This window comes from Spelaeicoccus albus, assembly GCF_013409065.1.
Taxonomy (GTDB): domain Bacteria; phylum Actinomycetota; class Actinomycetes; order Actinomycetales; family Brevibacteriaceae; genus Spelaeicoccus; species Spelaeicoccus albus.
On the sequence record NZ_JACBZP010000001.1, the window covers coordinates 3,326,099 to 3,344,152 of the forward strand.

Here is an 18,054-nt window from a genome sequence, read left to right on the forward strand (position 1 = left end):
CTAGCAATCGCGGTTGCTGCAGGATCCGCAGAGAGCTGCGACTAGGGATCGCTGGGGTCTGTCTCGGCAGGTTGCAACTCGGCCTTGCCATGCTGAATCAGGACTTGCTTCTCCGGGCATATCGGTCCGGGAACCACAACCCTCCGGCCAGATGCGAACTCGACGGTGACATCTCCCTGGATACACCCGGAATCGAGGATAACGGTCGCGCCGTATCCTGAGACCGTGAATTCGTCGTTCTCGGTCGAGACGGTCACGTCTTTCGCGCTTTCGTTGCTAAAGGTCACGTCGCCTTGGCCGCCGCACGCCGTCAACATCGTCGTCAGCGCCACAAAGATGAGCACGCTTTTTGCAAGCCAAGCTCGCGGCCTCGTCGCATCCTCCATCAAGGGTCACCTAGTCAGTCGCCGTTGACGGCAATTGTAATCGGTCTGGCCCCTATTCAGGCCACGAACCGCATGGTAAATCAGGAAACCGATCATGCTCGGCCTGACGACGAGACGCCCGATAAGAACCTCCAGTACGGCTCCCCCGGTCGGATTCGAACGCCGCCACCCACACGCTGCAATTTCGGAACCGAACGTCAAGGATCGGCTTACGGCAGCCGTCTCCGAAGTTCTCCACACGTCTCTTTCTCCAAAGGCTGGCCCAGACGGAACAGCCTTCCGGTGACCCATTGTGTTTCTGCGTCGTTATTCGGGTTTTCCGGGAACCCGGACTATTTTCGGCGTCGATCACGCTTCGCGAGCCAATTGCATCGGCCCGCGTTTCCCCCGATTTCGGAGGCGGGTCCAATATGAGTCGTAGTCCCCGGTTGCCGATTGCCGTCACGATCGCATCACCCAACACCACGCCAGCGAATGGATCGCGCATCGTTTGACGTTGCAGGTGGAACAGCACGCGACCCCCAGTCTCGTGCTGAAGCGTGTACTCGTCTTCATGCGCAGTGCCATCCAGTGCCTCCGCTAACGCCTGGCGGGCGCTTTCCATCACTTGGGAGATCCCGAGCACCTCGAATACTTTTGGCCGACTGTATGGCTCGGCGGCTCGGGCCAGCTCGTTCCGTCGTCGCCTGCTTCGCTTGACGTCAGCTGCCGCAATCGCTTTTCGTAGTGCCTTTCGTTCAGTTTCAAGAGCGGCACAAGCTCCTGCGTACCGACTAGCAGACTCGCGTACTGCTCTCAGGTGCCTCAGGTGAGCCTCGAACCCACATTGAACAAATTTGGTTTGGGCGCTTTTCATAAATCTATGCGGTGTGCGCAAACCCGTTATTTGCCTGCAATGGCGCGGGATCGCCGCCTTGAACCTTTTTCCTACTGAGAGCAAAAGCAGACCGTATTTCAATGAAAACGCGGAATATACGCAATCGAATCGATGCGGTAGCCAAGGAGGCAGCCACGCCTCTGAGAATGTCATCTTGCGGCCGCAGCTTGGTTTTGTTGATTTATCGCTTTCGGGTGTGGGGCTAGATTCGGGGTCCGGTGCCGATGTCAAATGTGCAAGACAGAGTCGACGTTTTGGCCGGCATGATCCATCCAGAAGGGTTACGGGTCGAGTGGCTGTTTGTCGGTGTAGACGTTTAGCGATTCTAATAGTTCCTCGTCATGGACAAGCTCGGATCGGCTTTCTGCGCCGAGTCTGCTGGCGACCGCTGTGGCGAGGGTCTGGGCTGTCGACACGAGTGCCGTGATGGATGGCAGTACGTGCACGCCTTGGCTATCGATGAAAAAAGCAAAATCGGCGGTAGCCGCCATCGGCGATGCCGCGTTGTCGGTCAGGGCGATCGTCTTAAGGCCACGGCTTGTCGCTTCGTGGAATGCGCTGATCGTGTCTGACGTGTAGCGCCGCGTTGAGATTCCGACAAAGATGTCGTCCGTGTTGAAATCGCGAATTTGGTCGACGAGCGATCCGACTATCGGAGCGACTTGGTACACGTTTGGACGAACGAGGTGAAGCAAATATGTCAGGATCTGCGATACCGGTAGGCATTTTCGCAACCCCATTACATGAATATTAGGGCCTTCAGCGAGTAGCGCGACAGCACCTTCCCACGTCTGTCGGTCCAGTCGAGCGAATGTGCGCGAGAGGTTTTGTTGTTCGTGATCGACCACGGACGACAGTAGCCCTGACGTCGAGGTTTCGCCCTGATTCTGGTCGAACCGGCGAATTAGATGCGCTTGATCGTTAAAGTAGTCGCGACACAACTGGACTATAGATGGATAGCCCTTAAGCCCGATGCTCGTTGCAAATCGAACGACGGAAGATTGATGAACTTCGGCCAGCGTTGCTGTTTCAGCGATTGTGCGAAAAGCTGTGCCCTCGGGATCAGTCAGTAGAAGCGTTGCGATACGTTTTTGCCCGGCAGCCATTTGCGGGAGTTGCTGCTGGAGCGTTGATCGCAATTCTCCGTAGCTAGTGGGGGCCGACTGTGTTTCCATACTGTCAACTATTCCAGCTGACAACGCGAAACACGTGCCGGCCCTCTCCAACATCCGTTTGGATAGACGCCAAGGTCAGGCCTCGTTAGTACCCCTGACGAGGTCTCGCAAGGAGCCGTGAAGATATGCAAGTTCTTTGGCAATCCACGGCAATTCAATCGGATCGTCGCTATGAAGGCTACGCCACCGTTCATCGATGGTCGAACCGTAGAGCAGGCTCGTCGCGACTCGTGCTCTCAAGTTAGATTCGTCATCGCCGAAGGCTGTGCCGTCAAGGACCCCGACGCCATAGCAATCGAGTAGCCTTTGAACTAGTTGCGGTCCGGTCTGTATGCCTTTTACTGCCAGCCGTGGTCGCACTGGTTCGAAGTCCGGGTACAGATAGAAACCTGCCGTCGGGCGCCTGCACAGCGCACCGGCGCCAATAAATTCCGCATATACGGCATTTCCCACTGTTGAGTGGAGGAACCTCGCCCTGCGGATGTGCTCGGTAACGTCGAGTGGTTCGGACAATACGTGCGCTGCAACAGCCTGCATCGGGGCGGCAAGACTCGACCAGATTTCGCTTCCAACTCCGATGAGTTGTTGCATCAGTTCCGATCCCCAGTCGGTTTTCGGAACGCGCGCAAAGCCGATACGCCATCCGCCCAGTGCCATTGATTTGCTTAATCCACTCGTCACAATGGTGCGATCGGGCGCGACGGATAAGGGAGTTGGGGCTGCGGAATCGTAACTCAGCTCCGCGTAGATCTCGTCGGAAATGATCGCCAGGTCGTATTTGGCTGCGGTTCGACAAATTGCCTCGACATGCCCGGCGTCAGCGACGGTGCCAGTCGGATTGTCCGGAATAGTCAACAGGATAGCTCCCGGCTTGCGTCCATCCCGGATTGCCGATTCCAAAGCCGCCTCGAGCAAGGCGGGGTCTGGTATGCCGCCGGACTCTTGAGGGATTGGTACATTGATTACGGCCTTTCCGACGAGATCCGCTTGAGCGGCGTAACTCACCCACGATGGGCAGGGCAGCACGAGGTCCCCGTCCAGCACACTGAGCAATCCAAACAATAATGCTTTCGATCCTGGTGCAAATATGATCTGCGACGCTTCCGTCTCGTGGCCGCGGCGGCTGAACCACCCGGCAGCCGCGCTGCGAGCCTCGTTAGACCCTGCAACGGAACCGTACGAGTTAAGCGGCGCCGCGGTGGCGAGAACTTTAGCGACCGATTCCGGGACAGGAAGCCCCGCTTCGCCAAACCCGAGATGTAACACGTTTTCGCCCGCGGCCCGACGCGCTTCCATTGCCTCGTTCATTGCCAGTGTTGCAGAGTGCATCGTCATATTGGGCTCCTATGAATTGTAGAAAATACTTGAGTACGAAATCGGCTGATCATCCGTAAATGATCGTGAGGTTACACAACTTCTTCGGCGTTAGCTTTGTCCTTATTCTTCGCTTTTGACAGCCGCCGCTGTCGGACGACGCCGGCCGCGATGATGACGGCAGCAACGCATAGCGTCAGAATCAGTTCGTTACGGGACGAGTCGGTGAAAGCCATTCCTACGATCACGGCTAGGGTCGCTGCCAAGACGGCGACGTCAAGGTAGGGAAACAGCCACATTTTGACGGTGAGTGAATTGCGTCGTTCCCGGCTTAGCGTCCGCCGAAACCGGAAATGCGTGACGATTATGCATAGGTAGACTAGGACCGCCACAGCGCCGGAAGACGCGAGAAGGAATTGAAAAACAGAGGTCGTCGGGAAGAAGTAGTTAGCGACAATCGTAAATAGCCCGATACTGGATGCTGTTACGACAGCAGCGAGCGGGACTCCGTTTTTCGCGGTTCTGGCAAGCACCTGGGGGGCTTCGCCACGTTCGGCTAGCGAAAACAGCATCCTTGAGGACGTGTAGATGCCCGAGTTCAGGCAGGAAAACACAGCCGTTAGGACGATCAAGTTCATGACCAGGCCGCCGAACGGTATGTGGAGGCTGTGCAGGACCGCCACGTAAGGGCTTTCGGTGATTTCGGTCGAGTCCCACGGCATGAGTGTGACGACCACGATCATGGAGCCGACATAGAACAGAAGGATGCGCCACAAGACAGTTCGCATCCCGCGGCGAATCGAGCGTGCGGGGTCTTTGGCCTCGCCAGCTGCGATTGTCACGACTTCCGTACCGAAAAACGAGAAGAATACGACAAGCGCGGCTGCCAGCACTGAGCCCCATCCGTTCGGCACGAAACCTCCCTGGTGAGTGAGATTATCCAGACCGGGGGCCGCGGACCCGGGGAAGATACCAATGATTGCTGCCAGTCCGATGAACAGAAAAGCGAAAATCGCGCCGACCTTGATCATCGCGAACCAGTACTCAAACGTTCCAAACGACTCCACCCGAGCGAAGTTGACGCCGATCAGCGCGAACATCAGCACGAGCGCGGCTAGCCACGTGGGAATTGGCGGCAGCAACGCGTGGACGATAGCTGATCCTGCGACCGCTTCGAATCCAATCGTCACACACCACTGGTATGCATACAGCCACCCGACGCTCAAACCGGCCCACGGTCCGAGATGACGGTGAGCATAGGCGGAAAATGAACCGGTGTTCGGCTCTGCGACGGACATCTCAGCCAGCATTTGCATCACGCAAATGACTACGACACCCACCGCGCCGTAGGCAATGAGAACTGCGGGGCCTGCTTGTGCGATAGCGCTTCCGCTACCGACGAATAGTCCAGCTCCGATAACGCCGCCAAGGGCAATCATGCCCATCTGACGATTACTGAGTGCGCCACGCAAACCTTTGCCGCGGCCTGCACTTGTATGAGCCACTACGTTCACCACCTCATCATTGACAGTGTGGAACCATCGGTCCGTATTCGAGTACCGATGCAACTGTACTTGCATTTTATGTCTGTGTGAATGCTTGAGTTGCTTCTAGTTATGTAGGATGGTTCCGCGAGCGAACAAACATCTGGTTAGCTCTGGAGGATTCTTGATGCGCACCGTCCACGAAAACGAGATTGCAGGCATCCGCTGGATTCATGTCACGGGCGAGCGCCGCACGGTATTTCGCGAACTCGGAAGTCACATGTCAAATGAGATTCGAAGCGTTCAGGCAGCCATGCCAGAGACCGATGGTCTCCGCCGATGGGCCGAGACTCAAGATGGTCAACAACGTCTCGAGCAGCTAGTGTCAGCAACTTCGCAGCACCACGTCTCCGAACTGGCTGAACTTGAAGCCCTAGCGACAGGCTCCGGCGTGAGCTATCAAGACCTCCTGCTGGCGAACCTTCGAGGAGACATCGGGGTTCCCGATGGCACTGGCTGCTCCGACCTGGCCTGGCGCGGGACAGGAGCGTTCATCGCGCATAATGAGGACGGCGCCCCGGCCTTACGGGATCATCTGACGTTGGTGACGTTGCATATCGACGGAGACGCTCCGGTTACCGCCCAGTGGTATCCGGGCTTCCTCCCCTCTAACGCATTCGCAGCCAACGGACACGGTCTGGCGTGGGGAATCAACCATATCCAAGTACGAAAACCGGCAGTAGCGGCCGGACGACACTTCGTCGCGCGTGCACTTCAGCAGTGCACCACGATTGACGCTGTCGTCGACTACTTGCGTCAAACCCCAAGCGCGGGCGGATTCACATACACCATCGCGGAACAAGCCACAGGCCGAATCGTCGTCGTCGAAGCGGCCGGTCAACAGATAGACGTGCACGACGTGCCACCACGATCTCTCGCCTGGCACACAAACCATCTACGACGGCTCCCCCACGAAATCGACCGCGATACATGCGAAGCCGATTCAACATCGCCCACCAGACAGCTTGGCAGCTACGATGAAAGCACGAGACGAGGCGCGACGCTACAACGCATTACTGCGCCGCGCCACGAACCAGACCTCGACTGGTTCGTCGACCACCTCACCACCAAACCAGAAAGCGGCGGAGTGCTTCGCACCGCGGCCGGCGACGACCCACTCATGACTCTTTGCACAATTGCGATTGACCTGGCCAATAAACAAGTCGCAATAAAAGGCAACAACAGACCTCGAGAGAGCATAGACTTTAACGACCTCACCACTGACGTTCCCTACTATGAGCGCGATCCCTCGACACGACTCGTCTCGCCAACATGAGAAAGCGCTCGTCGCACACGCCGCCGCGTTGCCAGGTTTTGCCATCGCGGTCAATGTAAACCGCTGCCTCAAGTTCAAGCACTCGGCCGGGGATGTGTAGACGGCTAGTGTTCCCGGTACGGACAATAGCGGCGAGGTGTTGGGCGTTGATCGTGCGCCAGCGGCGGTGGGCGGCTCCGATGAATTCGAACGACGTGGCCAGTCAAGCTACTCGCTAGTCACCCGGGCCCGTTGGTGATTTTTGACCGGGGCCGGCTGGTGGCGAACGTCGATTTGTTCGGATTCGTCGGGCGGTGCGGGAACCAAAGTGCGGCCGGGAAATTGCGGAACTCCAGCTAGACATCGAGATCCTGGATAATCATCTTAATGACTGACGATCGCCTTCGGGACGCCGACGCGCAAACATCCCGGGCATGCTGCGCCGTGTAGACGTCGAGAGTGATTCCAATACTGCGCGAACCGATGGCAGCGTGCGGCGTCTAAGTCCAGCAGTCGACGACAGCGTTGTATAACTCGTAGCAGTCCCGTAATTCCGATAGTGGCATGGTTTCGTCGACGGCATGCATCTGGTCGGCACTTCCGGGGCCACACACGATTATCGGGCAGTGAGGAAGCGCTTGGCGAAATACTGCGCCATCCGTGAAGTAGGCGACAGGAAATGAATTCGTGGCGGCCGGGATTGATTGGATCCAGGTATCGTTCGGATCACTGGTTACGGGTGGTAGGTCGACGATCGTTTCTACGGCATCGATTCCCGGCCAGCTGTCGAACGCCCGGAGCAAGCGGTCGTGGTCTCCGGTAGTTCGCGCATCGATCGTCGCGAAGGCACGATCGGGCACGATATTCGTCGCTGTGCCGCCGTGGATTGTGCCGACGTTAATCGTTTCCTGGCCGAGGTAGTCGTCGGATGGCAGGGGCTGCGATGCGATTCCGGACTCAATCGCCGCCATTAGCCGAGTAATTGCGTTCGTACCTTTGTCCGGCATGCTTCCGTGAGCAGCTTTGCCAAAGCTAGTCAGACGGGCCCACAAAGCACCCCGATGCCCTAACGCGATTCGGTTGTTCGTCGCTTCCGGGATGATAATTGCCGACGCGTCGAATCCACCCAGTTCTGTCAGACATGCGCGAGCACCGAGGCTGCCGACTTCCTCATCGCTTGTCAGAATCAAATCGACGGTACGCCCAGTACGGCTGCCGCGCATGAATGCCGATACAGCGATGGCGAGGCCCGCCTTCATATCGACGCTTCCGCGACCTCGAACGAATTCGCTATTCGCACCGGTTTCAAATGGTGAAAACGACCAGGACTCGATATCGCCGGTCGGGACGCAGTCAACATGGCAGACAAATGCCAGTGAGTTCACGTTGCTGCGTGGTGCCGGTGTTCGCAGCACTGCCCATGGATGTGCGGCACCCGCCGATGATCTTCGAACGTCGATCTTGTCGCCTGTTGTGGCGTAGTCGATGATTTGTTCTTGTATTCGGCGTTGCGCGGCGGCGTTCAACGATGTGGTCTCTTGCCGGATCAGGTCTTGCGCTAATTCGACTGACGTCTTGAAGTCCATTGTTAGTGCTCCTGCGCAAGCTGTCGGACCGACGCGCCGACACGTAATTGCATCGGCAGTACTTCGCGCCGGCTGATTTCGCGTTCGCGCAGGTCGCTGAATGCGCGAATGGCGGTACGGGCTATTTCGCTGATGGGCTGGGCTACCGTCGTCAATTGCGGTGTCAGCCATTGACCCATCGGTACGCCGTCGCACCCGATGATCGACATATCGTCCGGAATGCGTATGCCGTGTCGTTCCGCGGCTCCGATCATTCCGAATGCGACGACGTCGCTTGCCGCGAACACCGCGGTTGGCATACTGCCTGTCCCGGCGAGGTGGCGAAACACATTTGCGCCAAATTGGTCGCTGTAGGCACCACGGATGATGTAGTCGTCCAATGCGTCGATTCCGTGGTCTGCCAAAGCTGCTCGAAAACCTCCTAAACGGGCTTCGGCCGTGGGCACGCCGCGTGGCCCGCCGATGTGAGCGATCCTGCTGTGGCCCTGGGCGATCAGGTAGTTCGTCGCTTGATAGGCTCCGCCGAAGTTGTCCACAGTGACGGTACTGATTGTGTCGGCAGCCGTGTCCACGTCTTCGTCGACCACGACAATTGGGACGCGGCGTCGAACGAGCTGAGCTAATTCGTCGTTGTGCCGGTTCATACCCAGATATACGATTCCCGCGAGGCCCGAGATCGCCCCCATATGCCTCGCCGCGAGACTCTCACGAACCGGCGTCGACCCGGAAACTGACATGATAAGTGTCAGCCCCGACGCTGCAGCTTGAGTACTCAGCTCGTCGGCCAGGTCCGAGTAGTACGGGTTACGCAATTCGGGGACTATCAGGCCAACGGTCGTCGTGTCCGACGCAATCAGCGGCGCCTTATAGCCAGTGTGGTTCAATGCCGCGTCGATCCGGCTGGCTGTGACGGCTTGGACGGAAAGTTGCCCGCGCACATAACGAGACACCGTTGATGTTGATACACCCGCCGCTGCCGCGACGTCGGCCAATGTCATGCCGAACCTCCTGCACCATTGCCAAAAATTTAAGTACCGCCAGCCGGTCTTGACCGGCATCAGCACGATCAGTATAGTCTTGCGCAATCTCAACGCAATAATCACGCAAATTTTGCGTAGAACGGATTCCATGTGAGCCACGTACTTTTAGCCGGCGAATCTTGGATCGGGGCAACCGTCGATCACAAGGGCTATGACGCCTTTCCACACACACAGCTACAAATAGGCTGCCGGGACTTCGTCGCTGCGATCGAATACGGCGGCCACACCGTGCATCACCTGAAGTCGCACGATGTCGCAGAACATTTCCCTGCTTCGCCCTATGAGCTCAACGTTTACGACGTCGTCGTTTTATCCGATATCGGAGCGAACTCGCTCCTCCTCCATCCGAACACGTTCGACAACGGGCGTCCGTTCCCAAACAGGTTGAAACTCCTGCGCGACTGGGTAACTAGCGGCGGTGGACTGATGATGGCCGGCGGGTACCTGAGTTTCCAGGGGTTCCAAGGCAAAGCAAACTATCATCACACCGCCGTTGAAGACGTGCTTCCTGTGAAAATCTCGCCATTCGATGACCGCGAGGAAACTCCCGAAGGAATGCACGGACAAGTGACGTCGACCGAGCATCCCATCACCGAAGGTCTCGACTCCACCTGGCCGATCCTGCTGGGCTACCAACGAGTCGAGCCACGTGACGACGCCGAAGTACTCGCCACGATCGACGGCAACGTTCTTCTCGCTACTCGACAGGTCGATTCTGGGCGCACGCTGGCGTTCACATCCGATATTTCACCGCACTGGGCGCCGTCCGAATTCACCACCTGGACCGGTTATAAACAGATTTTCTCACGAACCGTGGACTGGCTCGCGAACCGATCTACCGACAGCTGAACACACTCTCGACTGAAGGACCATGCAATGACGCACAAGCCAATTGAGAAAGTCCCGAACGAGGACATCGCTGCCGAAGTGCAGCCGGAAGTCGGCGAACTAACTCGAAATGCCAGCCGCGGAAAAATCACAGCGACCGTTCTCCTCACCGTGGCGACGATCTTCGCCGGAATGCTCGGACCGATGCAGTCAGCCGTTAACGGGCAATTGGGCAGCTACCTCGGCGACGGCCACGCCGCAGCAATCGTCTCGTTCGGGGCCGGCCTCGTGCTCATGTTCATTATCATCGCGCCGCGGACGAAAACCCGCCGAGCATTCCTCGCCCTTCCTCGACACCTCGCCAACGGCACGATCCCGTGGTGGAACTTCTTCGCCGGACTCTGCGGAGCCGTGATCGTTTTATCGGAAGGAATCACTGTCGGCGCATTAGGCGTCGCAACCTTTCAAACCGCGCTAATCTCCGGAATGGTCGTTTCGGGCGTGCTCTGCGACCGGCTCGGAATCGGCGTCGCGTTCAAACAACTACTCTCGACACCGCGAATTGTCGGCGCAGCGCTGGCCATCATCGCTACGATCCTCGTCGTGGCACCCGGATACGAGACTCCGCACGTATTGGCCCTAGCCATTCTTCCGTTCATCGCTGGACTTCTTGCGGGATGGCAGCCAGCTGGCAATTCGGAAGTCGGCCGAATCTCCGATTCGATGCTGGTATCGATTACTTGGAACTTCCTTATCGGCTTCGTCTTCCTCGTCGTCGCATTTCTCTTACGTGCCGCCACATCCAACGTCGAGTTCCGCCTCCCAGATGTCTGGTGGCTATACCTCGGCGGCCCGCTCGGGCTGCTTTCCATCGCCTTGATGGCACTCCTAGTTCGTGGACTCGGACTGCTCCTCTTGGGACTGGCGTCAACTGCCGGGCAGCTCGTCGGCTCGATTGGCATCGACGGACTCATTCCAGCATTCGGCGCAACAATTCACATGGTCACCATCGTCGGCACAATCGTGGCTCTCATCGCGGCTGGGATCGCCATGACGCCGTCACGAAAAATTCCAAAGACGCCGGTAGGGCGAGCACAATGAACATGGAAACCGTACAAACAGTGACTGGACCAGCTGCGTTCGACCAGCTGGGCGTCATCCTTCCACACGAGCACCTATTCAACGACCTCACGGCACGAATTGACGATCCCGCCTATGGCTTCTCCCAGTCTCTGACACAAGCGACCGTGTCCCCGGAGAACGTTTGGGCGCTTCGTCAAGACCCCTACTGCTGCGCCGATAACCTCAGGGACAAGCCGGTGACGGATGTGGTCCGCGAGCTCAACGCGTTTGCCAAAATTGGCGGCGGAACAATTGTCGACGCCACAGGAAGCGCCGGCATCGGTCGGAACCCTTGGCGGCTCCTCGAAGCAGCTCAGAAGACGGGACTCAACGTCATCATGTCCACGGCGCCATACTTGGAGGTATTCGAAGCCGCCGGTGCCGACTTGAGCGCCGACGAAATAGCCCAACGTATCGACGACGATCTCAATATTGGCGTGGACGATACGGGAATCAAGGCCGGCCTCATCGGGGAAGTCGGTGTATCTCCCGAATTCACCGATCAAGAACGCCGGGCGTTACGTGGCGCTGCACTAGCGCAAACCAACAACCCACACGCCGCGCTCAATATTCACATGCCTGGCTGGCAGCGTCGTGGCGACCAGGTTCTCAAAATCGTCATCGACGAAGCCGGAGTCGACCCCGCGAAAGTATCGCTGGCTCATTCTGACCCGTCCGGTCACGACGTCGACTATCAGCGCCGGCTGCTGAACCGCGGGGTGTGGCTTGAGTTCGACATGATTGGTCTCGACGTCACATTCCCCCACGAGGGAGTGTCGCCGACGGTCAATCAAACTGCCCACGCTGTTGCGGGGCTCATCGAAGCGGGGTTCGACGGTCAGCTACTTCTCTCGCATGACTTGTTTTTGAAGCAGATGTGGTCAGTCAATGGCGGCAATGGCTTCAGCTTCGTCCCCACGGTGTTCCTCGAGCTTTTGGCAGCAGCAGGGGTCAACGATGCAATCGTAAAGAAGTTGGTGACCGAAAACCCGGCCAGGATGCTCACCGGCCATTGACGAACACCGCCCGCAGTTGAAGTCGTACGCTCACGCCTTACCAAAGTTCGATCTCCAGTGGCTCTGCGAGCGGCCCGCCACTACCTAAATGTAGACTGACGCGGTCCGCCGCCACGTGCCTCTCCTCGCGACCGCCGGGCACATCGACCGGAAAGTCCGCGCGGCGATGGCGGACACTCCACGCGGCCAAGGCCGCGCGGGATCGGGCGCGACCGGCACTGCGCAGTTCGGCGAAGAACATGGGCTGCGAGACCGTGCTAGCCCCAGCACGCCGATAAAACGGTCTTCACGAAAGGGTCCGAGAGCACCAGTGCGGCTCCCCTACGTCCAACATGGCGCAACCGACTTGCGCGTCATTTCATCTCGAAGTTTTACCAGCGACACGACGCAACACCACGGCGTTATAGCCATTGTGTTTGGCTTACTTAAGATCGCAGTAGGCCTTCGACAATTGGTCATCACTCGATGCGACCCAGGCCGAATGGAACAACGTAAATTTCAACGTTTTGTTCCAGGCCCGCGTACGAACGCACATCGCATCGGCGACCCGACGGCCGCGTCAACATCGCAACCACGGCATATGCGATCAAGAGTCTGCGGCCGTCAAGGCGCTGAAGTCTCCGGCTGCCAGGAGAGCCTGTCCAGTTGTCTTAACGCCTACTCCCCAACCGCCCAGACTAACCCCTCAACGTTCGGATCCGCACCACACGCCGCGATACCGCCGACGTGGTAGCGTGGCTTCGGCCTGCGCGTCGAACGGGCTTCCAAGGACGTCAACGGACGCTTGGAAAACTTGCGCAGCAGCACCCTGGGCCTCCGAAATTTCACGAACGATATCGCCCGCACTCTCCTCGCGTCAGATGGATTCCTCACCCAAGTACAGCCCCAATCCTGAATAGCCCGTTGACCTACCGTCGGGCCCTGTACCAAAAACAGTAGGCACTGTGAAACCAGCACGGTCGGTGATTGACTGGCGCGTAGCGCCAGTCACGCATTGCGAATCTCTCAATACCTCGCCCACTCGAATTAGCTAGGGATAAAGCAATTCGCGGCTACACACTACAGAAAGGTGCCGGTCTTCTAATCGGCAAACCTTGCAGGGTCGAGGTGTCCGATGGGGAGTGCTGTTCGGCCGTCTGTCGCGAGTTCCGCGCCGATTTGTCCAAGCGCAGTCGACATTTTGAACCCGTGTCCGGAGAACCCGCTGAGGATCCAAACGTTATCCTCGCCCGGTGCTCGACCGACGAGGCCCTGGCCGTCTGTCGTGTAGCCGTCCATGTATGCCGACACGCGTACTGGGTTTGGAATCAGTCCAGGCAAATACTTTGCGACCACCGCGTTGATGTTTTCGAGATCCTCAATTTCCACTGTTCTATTGAGATTGTCGGGGTCGTGAACTGCACCGTAAGCTGCGTGCGGGGCGACCTTGACTGATCCACTATCGAGCGTCGGGATTCCGAATACATGCGCGTCGTCTGTGTCCCGGATAAAAATCGGGAATTTCTCGGCCGTGTAGTTCGCCGGCTCACGTGCCAAGTACCACGTCATGACGAGCCGGTATGGAGTGACATGACTCTTCAGCTTGGGGACGAAGCGGCTGCTCCACGGGCCCGCCGTGATGATCGCCTGACGTGCGGTGTATTCGCGGTCCGGCGTACGAATAGTGACGCGGTCGCCTTCCGATCGAATGTCGGTAACAGTTGCGTGCGAAATGAGCTTCGCGCCGTGTGCTTCTGCGGCATATGCAGCCGCCGATACGGCAAATTCGGGACGGAGGACGCCGGCCCTCTTGTCGAGAATTGCGGTTTCGCCCGGCAGCATAGAGTGTTGCGGATAACGGTCAGCCATGGCCGGCTGGTCAAGAACTTCGTGCGGTAGCTCGAATTGGCGAATTGATGCCAGCACATTTCGCATAGCCTGGCTGTCTTGCTGCCCGATCATCAACCCTCCGTTAAGATTGAGCAAGTCGTGGCCCGATTCAGCTTCAAGCTCACGCCAAAGCTCGTACGCTCGCATGAGAATCGGAACATACTCCGGGCCTTCCAAGTACGCGGTACGAAATATTCGCGATTCTCCCCCGGCGGCGGCTTGGTCGTGACCGATCCCGTACTGTTCGAAACCGATTGCGTCGATACCGAGTTTCGCTAGGTTCCAAAGCGTCATTGAGCCGACGCTGCCTACTCCGATTACGGCTACTTCAGCATCCATGAGTGTTACTCGCTCCTTTTACGTGGTCCAAGAAATTTGGTTTAGTCGTCTACCGGCCCGATTCTCCGGCAATTGTGCGAAGGCGTTTTGGTGGTTGTCGGTTCTGGGTGAGTCTGTTTGGATCGAGGTGATCGATCGGTAGCTGTGTTTGTCCGTCCGCAACGAGATCGGCGACAGCTTGGCCGATCGCAGGCGCCATTTTGAACCCATGGCCCGAGAAGCCGTACATGGCGATCGTATTTGGTAAATCGTCCGTGTATCCGACGATGGCGTCCCGGTCGTCGGTATACCCGTCCATGTAGGCACCGATCCTCATTGGTTCGTTAATTGCATCGGGCAGCAACTCTCTGACGCCTTTGCGAATCGTGTCCAGCAGGTGGTCATTGACGGTCCGGTCGAGGCCGTCAGGATCATCCACCATGTCGTAGCCGAAGTTGACGGCAACTTTTAAGCTCGTGCTGTCCAAGGTTGGCCAGCCGGAAATGTCGTAGGCTTCGGTCTGGCGAATAAATATGGGGAACCTGTCAGGCGTGTACGAAGCTGGGTCGCGCAATGGGAACCAAGTCATCACTAATCGCTGCAGCCTAATCGTCGGTGTCAGCTTGGGACAGAGACGCTGGCTCCATGCCCCTGCCGCAATGACTACCTTGCGAGTCCGCCATACGCCGTTTGATGTGACGACTGTGACACCCTGCTCGTCCGGCTCGACAGAATTAACACGCTCGCGGCGCAATATTCGCGCGCCCATAGACTCGCTCGCATCCGCTGCCAAGGCCACTGACAGCTCGGGGCGAATGAATCCGGCCTGGCGGTCGAAAATCATGATCTCGTCCCGGTGCAGTCGGTGCTGTGGGTATCGCTTTGTAGCCTCGTTATAGTTGAGAATCTCGTGCGGCAAGTCCGCCGACTGAATACTTGCCATTACGCTTGTGAGAAACTCGCTATCCGGTTGGCCGATCATCAGCCCGCCGTTCAACGTCAGCAATTCCCTTCCGACATCGGACTCGAGATTGCGCCACTGTTCTTGAGCCGCTAAAAGCAACGGAACGTACTGCGGGCCTTCCAAATAGGCGGTTCGAAACAGTCGGCTTTCGCCGCCGGCGCCGCTGCGGTCGTGACCGGGCGCGAATTGTTCGAACCCCACGACCGACACCCCGCGTTTGGCCAGCTGCCAACAAGCCATGCTCCCCATCGTACCGACACCAATAACGGCAACATCTGCGTCGTAACCGTCCTGCGCCAAAGTGTCCTCCTTGTAAAGAAGCGATTGCTATTTCGAACGCGTTCGAGCGGACCGATGGATCCGTGGGCCGATCGTGCTGGCCTCAGTAAGCGTGAGGTCACGAGTGTCTGGTGCCAGTGCGATCGAAACGATCAAACCTACGACGAGTACGGCGGAGCCGATCAGCATTGTTGGCTGAGTACCCAACGATGACAGGCCGAGCGGCAACAAGAAGGTGCCGATCGCTGCTCCAACACGGCTCATCGCCGCTGCGAAACCAACGCCGGTTGCGCGCATTTCCGTCGGAAACATCTCCGCTGGATAGACGCTCTCCAAATTACCGGCGGCTGATACCACGAATGCGAATACGGCGAATGCGATGATCACCAGGATCGACGTCGGATGCGGTATGAAGCCGAGCAGACCGAGCGAGATCGCCAAGATGACGAACGACCAAATCACGAATGTGCGTCGTGACAGCATATTCATGACAACCACACCAACTATCCCGCCAGCCAGTTGGAAGCCGTTGAGTGCGAGACCCCCGGTAAACTCGTTGGAGAGCCCCAGTGATTTCAGTACCGTCGGCAATAGAGTGAACAACGCAAAGTACGGCATCACCTGGCACAGCCAGAATACTGATGCGAAGATGGTGCGTCGTCGCCACCGTCGGTTAAACAGTTCCGCGATCCTCGTCCGCTGGCGTCCAGCGGGTTCCTCGCCGAGGATGACATTGTCACCGAAATGCTTACGAAGTACTTCTTGTGCTTTCGCATGCTGCCCATGAGCGGCGAGCCAGCGTGGCGATTCGGGCGAGCCGAGCCGCAACAGGAGTATCACGACGGCAGGAACTACGCTGCTAACTAGCATCCAACGCCACGAGCCGCTCCCGAGCGCACTGCGTAAAGCGAACCCCACAACGAACGCCACCACAAATCCGAGTGTGTACGTCGCATTCAGACACGCAAGCAGCGTTCCTCGATAGCGCCGAGGAAGCATTTCAGAAAGTAACGATGGCCCGATCGCGTAATCGATGCCGATGGCAATTCCCATGACCAATCGCAGGACGAAAAGCTGCCATGGCTCGACGACGAACAGCTGGATGACCGACGCGATGATGAACAGCATCAGGTCAGTCACGTACATCATCTGACGACCAACGCGGTCGATGATCGGTCCGAAAATCAGACTGCCGAGAAAAATTCCGATTAGTGCAGATGCTCCGATGAGTCCTTCCCATAGTGAGGACAACCCAACTTGCGGACCCCAGACCGCTAGCGCGATGCTAATGATTCCGAGGATGTAGCCGTCGATGAAGAATCCACCGGTGGTATACACGGTCATGCGGACGTGAAACTTCGATAGTGGCAGGTCGTCGATGGCCACGGGCGTCGTGCTCATCTAGCTCTCCAATAGCTTGGTCGAACCCAAACGCCGCTTGCGAACGGCTTAGCCTTAGTCAAATTCGAGCAGCGCGATATGTCTAATATCTTTTTGTTTCCGAATCAAGACTTTGAACGTATCGTTCGGTTCATGGAACTTCGCCATCTTCGCTACTTTCTCGCCGTTGCCGAGGATCTCAACTTCACGCGCGCTGCGGCAAAGCTCCAGATGGCTCAACCGCCCCTTAGCCAACAGATCGTCAAGCTTGAGCGCGAACTCGGTACCGCGCTGTTTGATCGCACCTCTCGTACAGTACGGCTCACCCCGGCCGGGTCCGCGCTCGCTCACGAAGCTCAAGCGCTGCTGGAGCGCGCGGAAAGGTCCGTCGAATTCGTGCAACAAGTCGGCGCCGGGAACCGAGGAGTACTTAGGATCGGAGCGGTCGCGTCAGCATTCTCTGGAATCCTTCTCGACGCAATCCCCGAATATCGCCGACGACACCCTGGCGTTTTCATCGTGCCACACGACATGGAAGCAACGCCCCAAATCGAAGCTCTCATCAACCACACCATCGATATTGGGTTCTTCCGTTCAACCCAGTCGCCAAACGGAGTCGTCACGCGCACCGTCGAGAAAGAAGCTCTCGTCGCCGCATTGCCAACGACACACCGAGCCGCCTCAGACGAGTCGGTTCAGCCGGAAAAACTCGCCCACGAGCCGTTCGTACTCTTCGCTCGAAACAATGCGCCCGAGGCATTCGACACAATCATCGCCGCGTGCACAGCAGCCGGATTTACCCCAAAAATTACTTTCGAAGCCTCCAACGATCATTCGCTCATCAGTCTCGTAGCCACCGGGTTCGGCGTATCCATCGTGCCCCGAAGCACGTCACTATTATCACTTCCCGGCGTCACGTATCGACCACTCACGACGCCCACAGCGCAAACGCCAATGTCCGTAGGACTACCCGAGACAGGAGTTTCACCACAGGCTAAGCAAATGCTCGCCATCCTCAAGGATCGATCCGAAAGACTCTGATGTCGTTAAAAAGTACCGCTCACCAAGTCTGACGGCAGACGACCTTCGTTTCGTTGGCCT

Annotated in this window: 14 protein-coding genes; 5 read left to right on the forward strand and 9 right to left on the reverse strand. The window is 57.7% G+C overall.

Features of this window, described 5'->3' with window-relative positions:
• Positions 1-41: 41 nt before the first annotated feature.
• The 4 genes from BJY26_RS15440 to BJY26_RS15455 form a co-directional block, all read right to left on the reverse strand.
• Entirely contained in the window at positions 42-386 is a 345-nt protein-coding gene (locus tag BJY26_RS15440) for a hypothetical protein (RefSeq protein ID WP_179429087.1), read from the reverse strand.
• 1,158 nt (positions 387-1,544) lie between these two features.
• Positions 1,545-2,438: a MurR/RpiR family transcriptional regulator gene (locus BJY26_RS15445; RefSeq protein ID WP_179429088.1), complete on the reverse strand. Its 894-nt coding sequence runs from the start codon at positions 2,436-2,438 to the stop codon at positions 1,545-1,547.
• Between the two features lie 75 nt (positions 2,439-2,513).
• Positions 2,514-3,773 (reverse strand): pyridoxal phosphate-dependent aminotransferase, encoded by a 1,260-nt coding sequence (locus tag BJY26_RS15450; RefSeq protein ID WP_179429089.1) that lies wholly within the window; start codon positions 3,771-3,773, stop codon positions 2,514-2,516.
• A gap of 71 nt (positions 3,774-3,844) precedes the next feature.
• Positions 3,845-5,266, reverse strand: coding sequence for an amino acid permease (locus BJY26_RS15455; protein WP_237248771.1), 1,422 nt, complete (start codon positions 5,264-5,266; stop codon positions 3,845-3,847).
• 157 nt (positions 5,267-5,423) lie between these two features.
• Here BJY26_RS15455 and BJY26_RS15460 point away from each other — a divergent pair, with 157 nt between their 5' ends.
• Positions 5,424-6,572 (forward strand): C45 family autoproteolytic acyltransferase/hydrolase, encoded by a 1,149-nt coding sequence (locus tag BJY26_RS15460; RefSeq protein ID WP_179429091.1) that lies wholly within the window; start codon positions 5,424-5,426, stop codon positions 6,570-6,572.
• A gap of 479 nt (positions 6,573-7,051) precedes the next feature.
• On the opposite strand, the gene BJY26_RS15465 is transcribed toward BJY26_RS15460, so the two are convergent.
• Both BJY26_RS15465 and BJY26_RS15470 read right to left on the reverse strand, forming a co-directional pair.
• Positions 7,052-8,137, reverse strand: coding sequence for a M20 family metallopeptidase (locus BJY26_RS15465; RefSeq protein ID WP_179429092.1), 1,086 nt, complete (start codon positions 8,135-8,137; stop codon positions 7,052-7,054).
• Positions 8,138-8,139: 2 nt separating this feature from the next.
• Positions 8,140-9,267 (reverse strand): LacI family DNA-binding transcriptional regulator, encoded by a 1,128-nt coding sequence (locus tag BJY26_RS15470; protein WP_244954207.1) that lies wholly within the window; start codon positions 9,265-9,267, stop codon positions 8,140-8,142.
• Between BJY26_RS15470 and BJY26_RS15475 the strand changes: the two genes are divergently transcribed.
• Genes BJY26_RS15475 through BJY26_RS15485 form a run of 3 tightly spaced genes read left to right on the forward strand, consistent with a single transcriptional unit; the run spans position 9,268 to position 12,143 of the window.
• Positions 9,268-10,026: a glutamine amidotransferase gene (locus tag BJY26_RS15475; protein WP_179429094.1), complete on the forward strand. Its 759-nt coding sequence runs from the start codon at positions 9,268-9,270 to the stop codon at positions 10,024-10,026.
• Positions 10,027-10,053: 27 nt separating this feature from the next.
• Complete coding sequence (locus BJY26_RS15480; RefSeq protein ID WP_179429095.1) at positions 10,054-11,106, forward strand: DMT family transporter; 1,053 nt, start codon at positions 10,054-10,056, stop codon at positions 11,104-11,106.
• Positions 11,103-12,143 carry a phosphotriesterase family protein gene (locus BJY26_RS15485; protein ID WP_269151100.1) on the forward strand — a complete coding sequence of 347 codons (1,041 nt, stop codon included), beginning with the start codon at positions 11,103-11,105 and terminating at the stop codon, positions 12,141-12,143. The genes BJY26_RS15480 and BJY26_RS15485 overlap by 4 nt, the downstream gene beginning before the upstream one ends.
• A 1,080-nt stretch (positions 12,144-13,223) precedes the next feature.
• Here the strand turns inward: BJY26_RS15485 and solA (BJY26_RS15490) are convergent.
• From solA (BJY26_RS15490) to BJY26_RS15500, 3 genes are read right to left on the reverse strand one after another with little or no spacing between them, the layout of a single operon-like run.
• Positions 13,224-14,351 (reverse strand): N-methyl-L-tryptophan oxidase, encoded by a 1,128-nt coding sequence (solA, locus tag BJY26_RS15490; RefSeq protein WP_179429096.1) that lies wholly within the window; start codon positions 14,349-14,351, stop codon positions 13,224-13,226.
• A 49-nt stretch (positions 14,352-14,400) separates the two neighbouring features.
• The gene (gene solA, locus BJY26_RS15495; RefSeq protein ID WP_218852458.1) at positions 14,401-15,594 is read right to left on the reverse strand and encodes an N-methyl-L-tryptophan oxidase; all 1,194 of its coding nucleotides are present in this window, start codon (positions 15,592-15,594) and stop codon (positions 14,401-14,403) included.
• Positions 15,595-15,621: 27 nt separating this feature from the next.
• Positions 15,622-16,974: an MFS transporter gene (locus BJY26_RS15500; protein ID WP_179429097.1), complete on the reverse strand. Its 1,353-nt coding sequence runs from the start codon at positions 16,972-16,974 to the stop codon at positions 15,622-15,624.
• Between the two features lie 78 nt (positions 16,975-17,052).
• Here BJY26_RS15500 and BJY26_RS15505 point away from each other — a divergent pair, with 78 nt between their 5' ends.
• On the forward strand, positions 17,053-17,994 hold the full coding sequence (locus BJY26_RS15505; RefSeq protein ID WP_179429098.1) for a LysR substrate-binding domain-containing protein: 942 nt from the start codon (positions 17,053-17,055) through the stop codon (positions 17,992-17,994).
• The last annotated feature ends 60 nt before the right edge of the window (positions 17,995-18,054 follow it).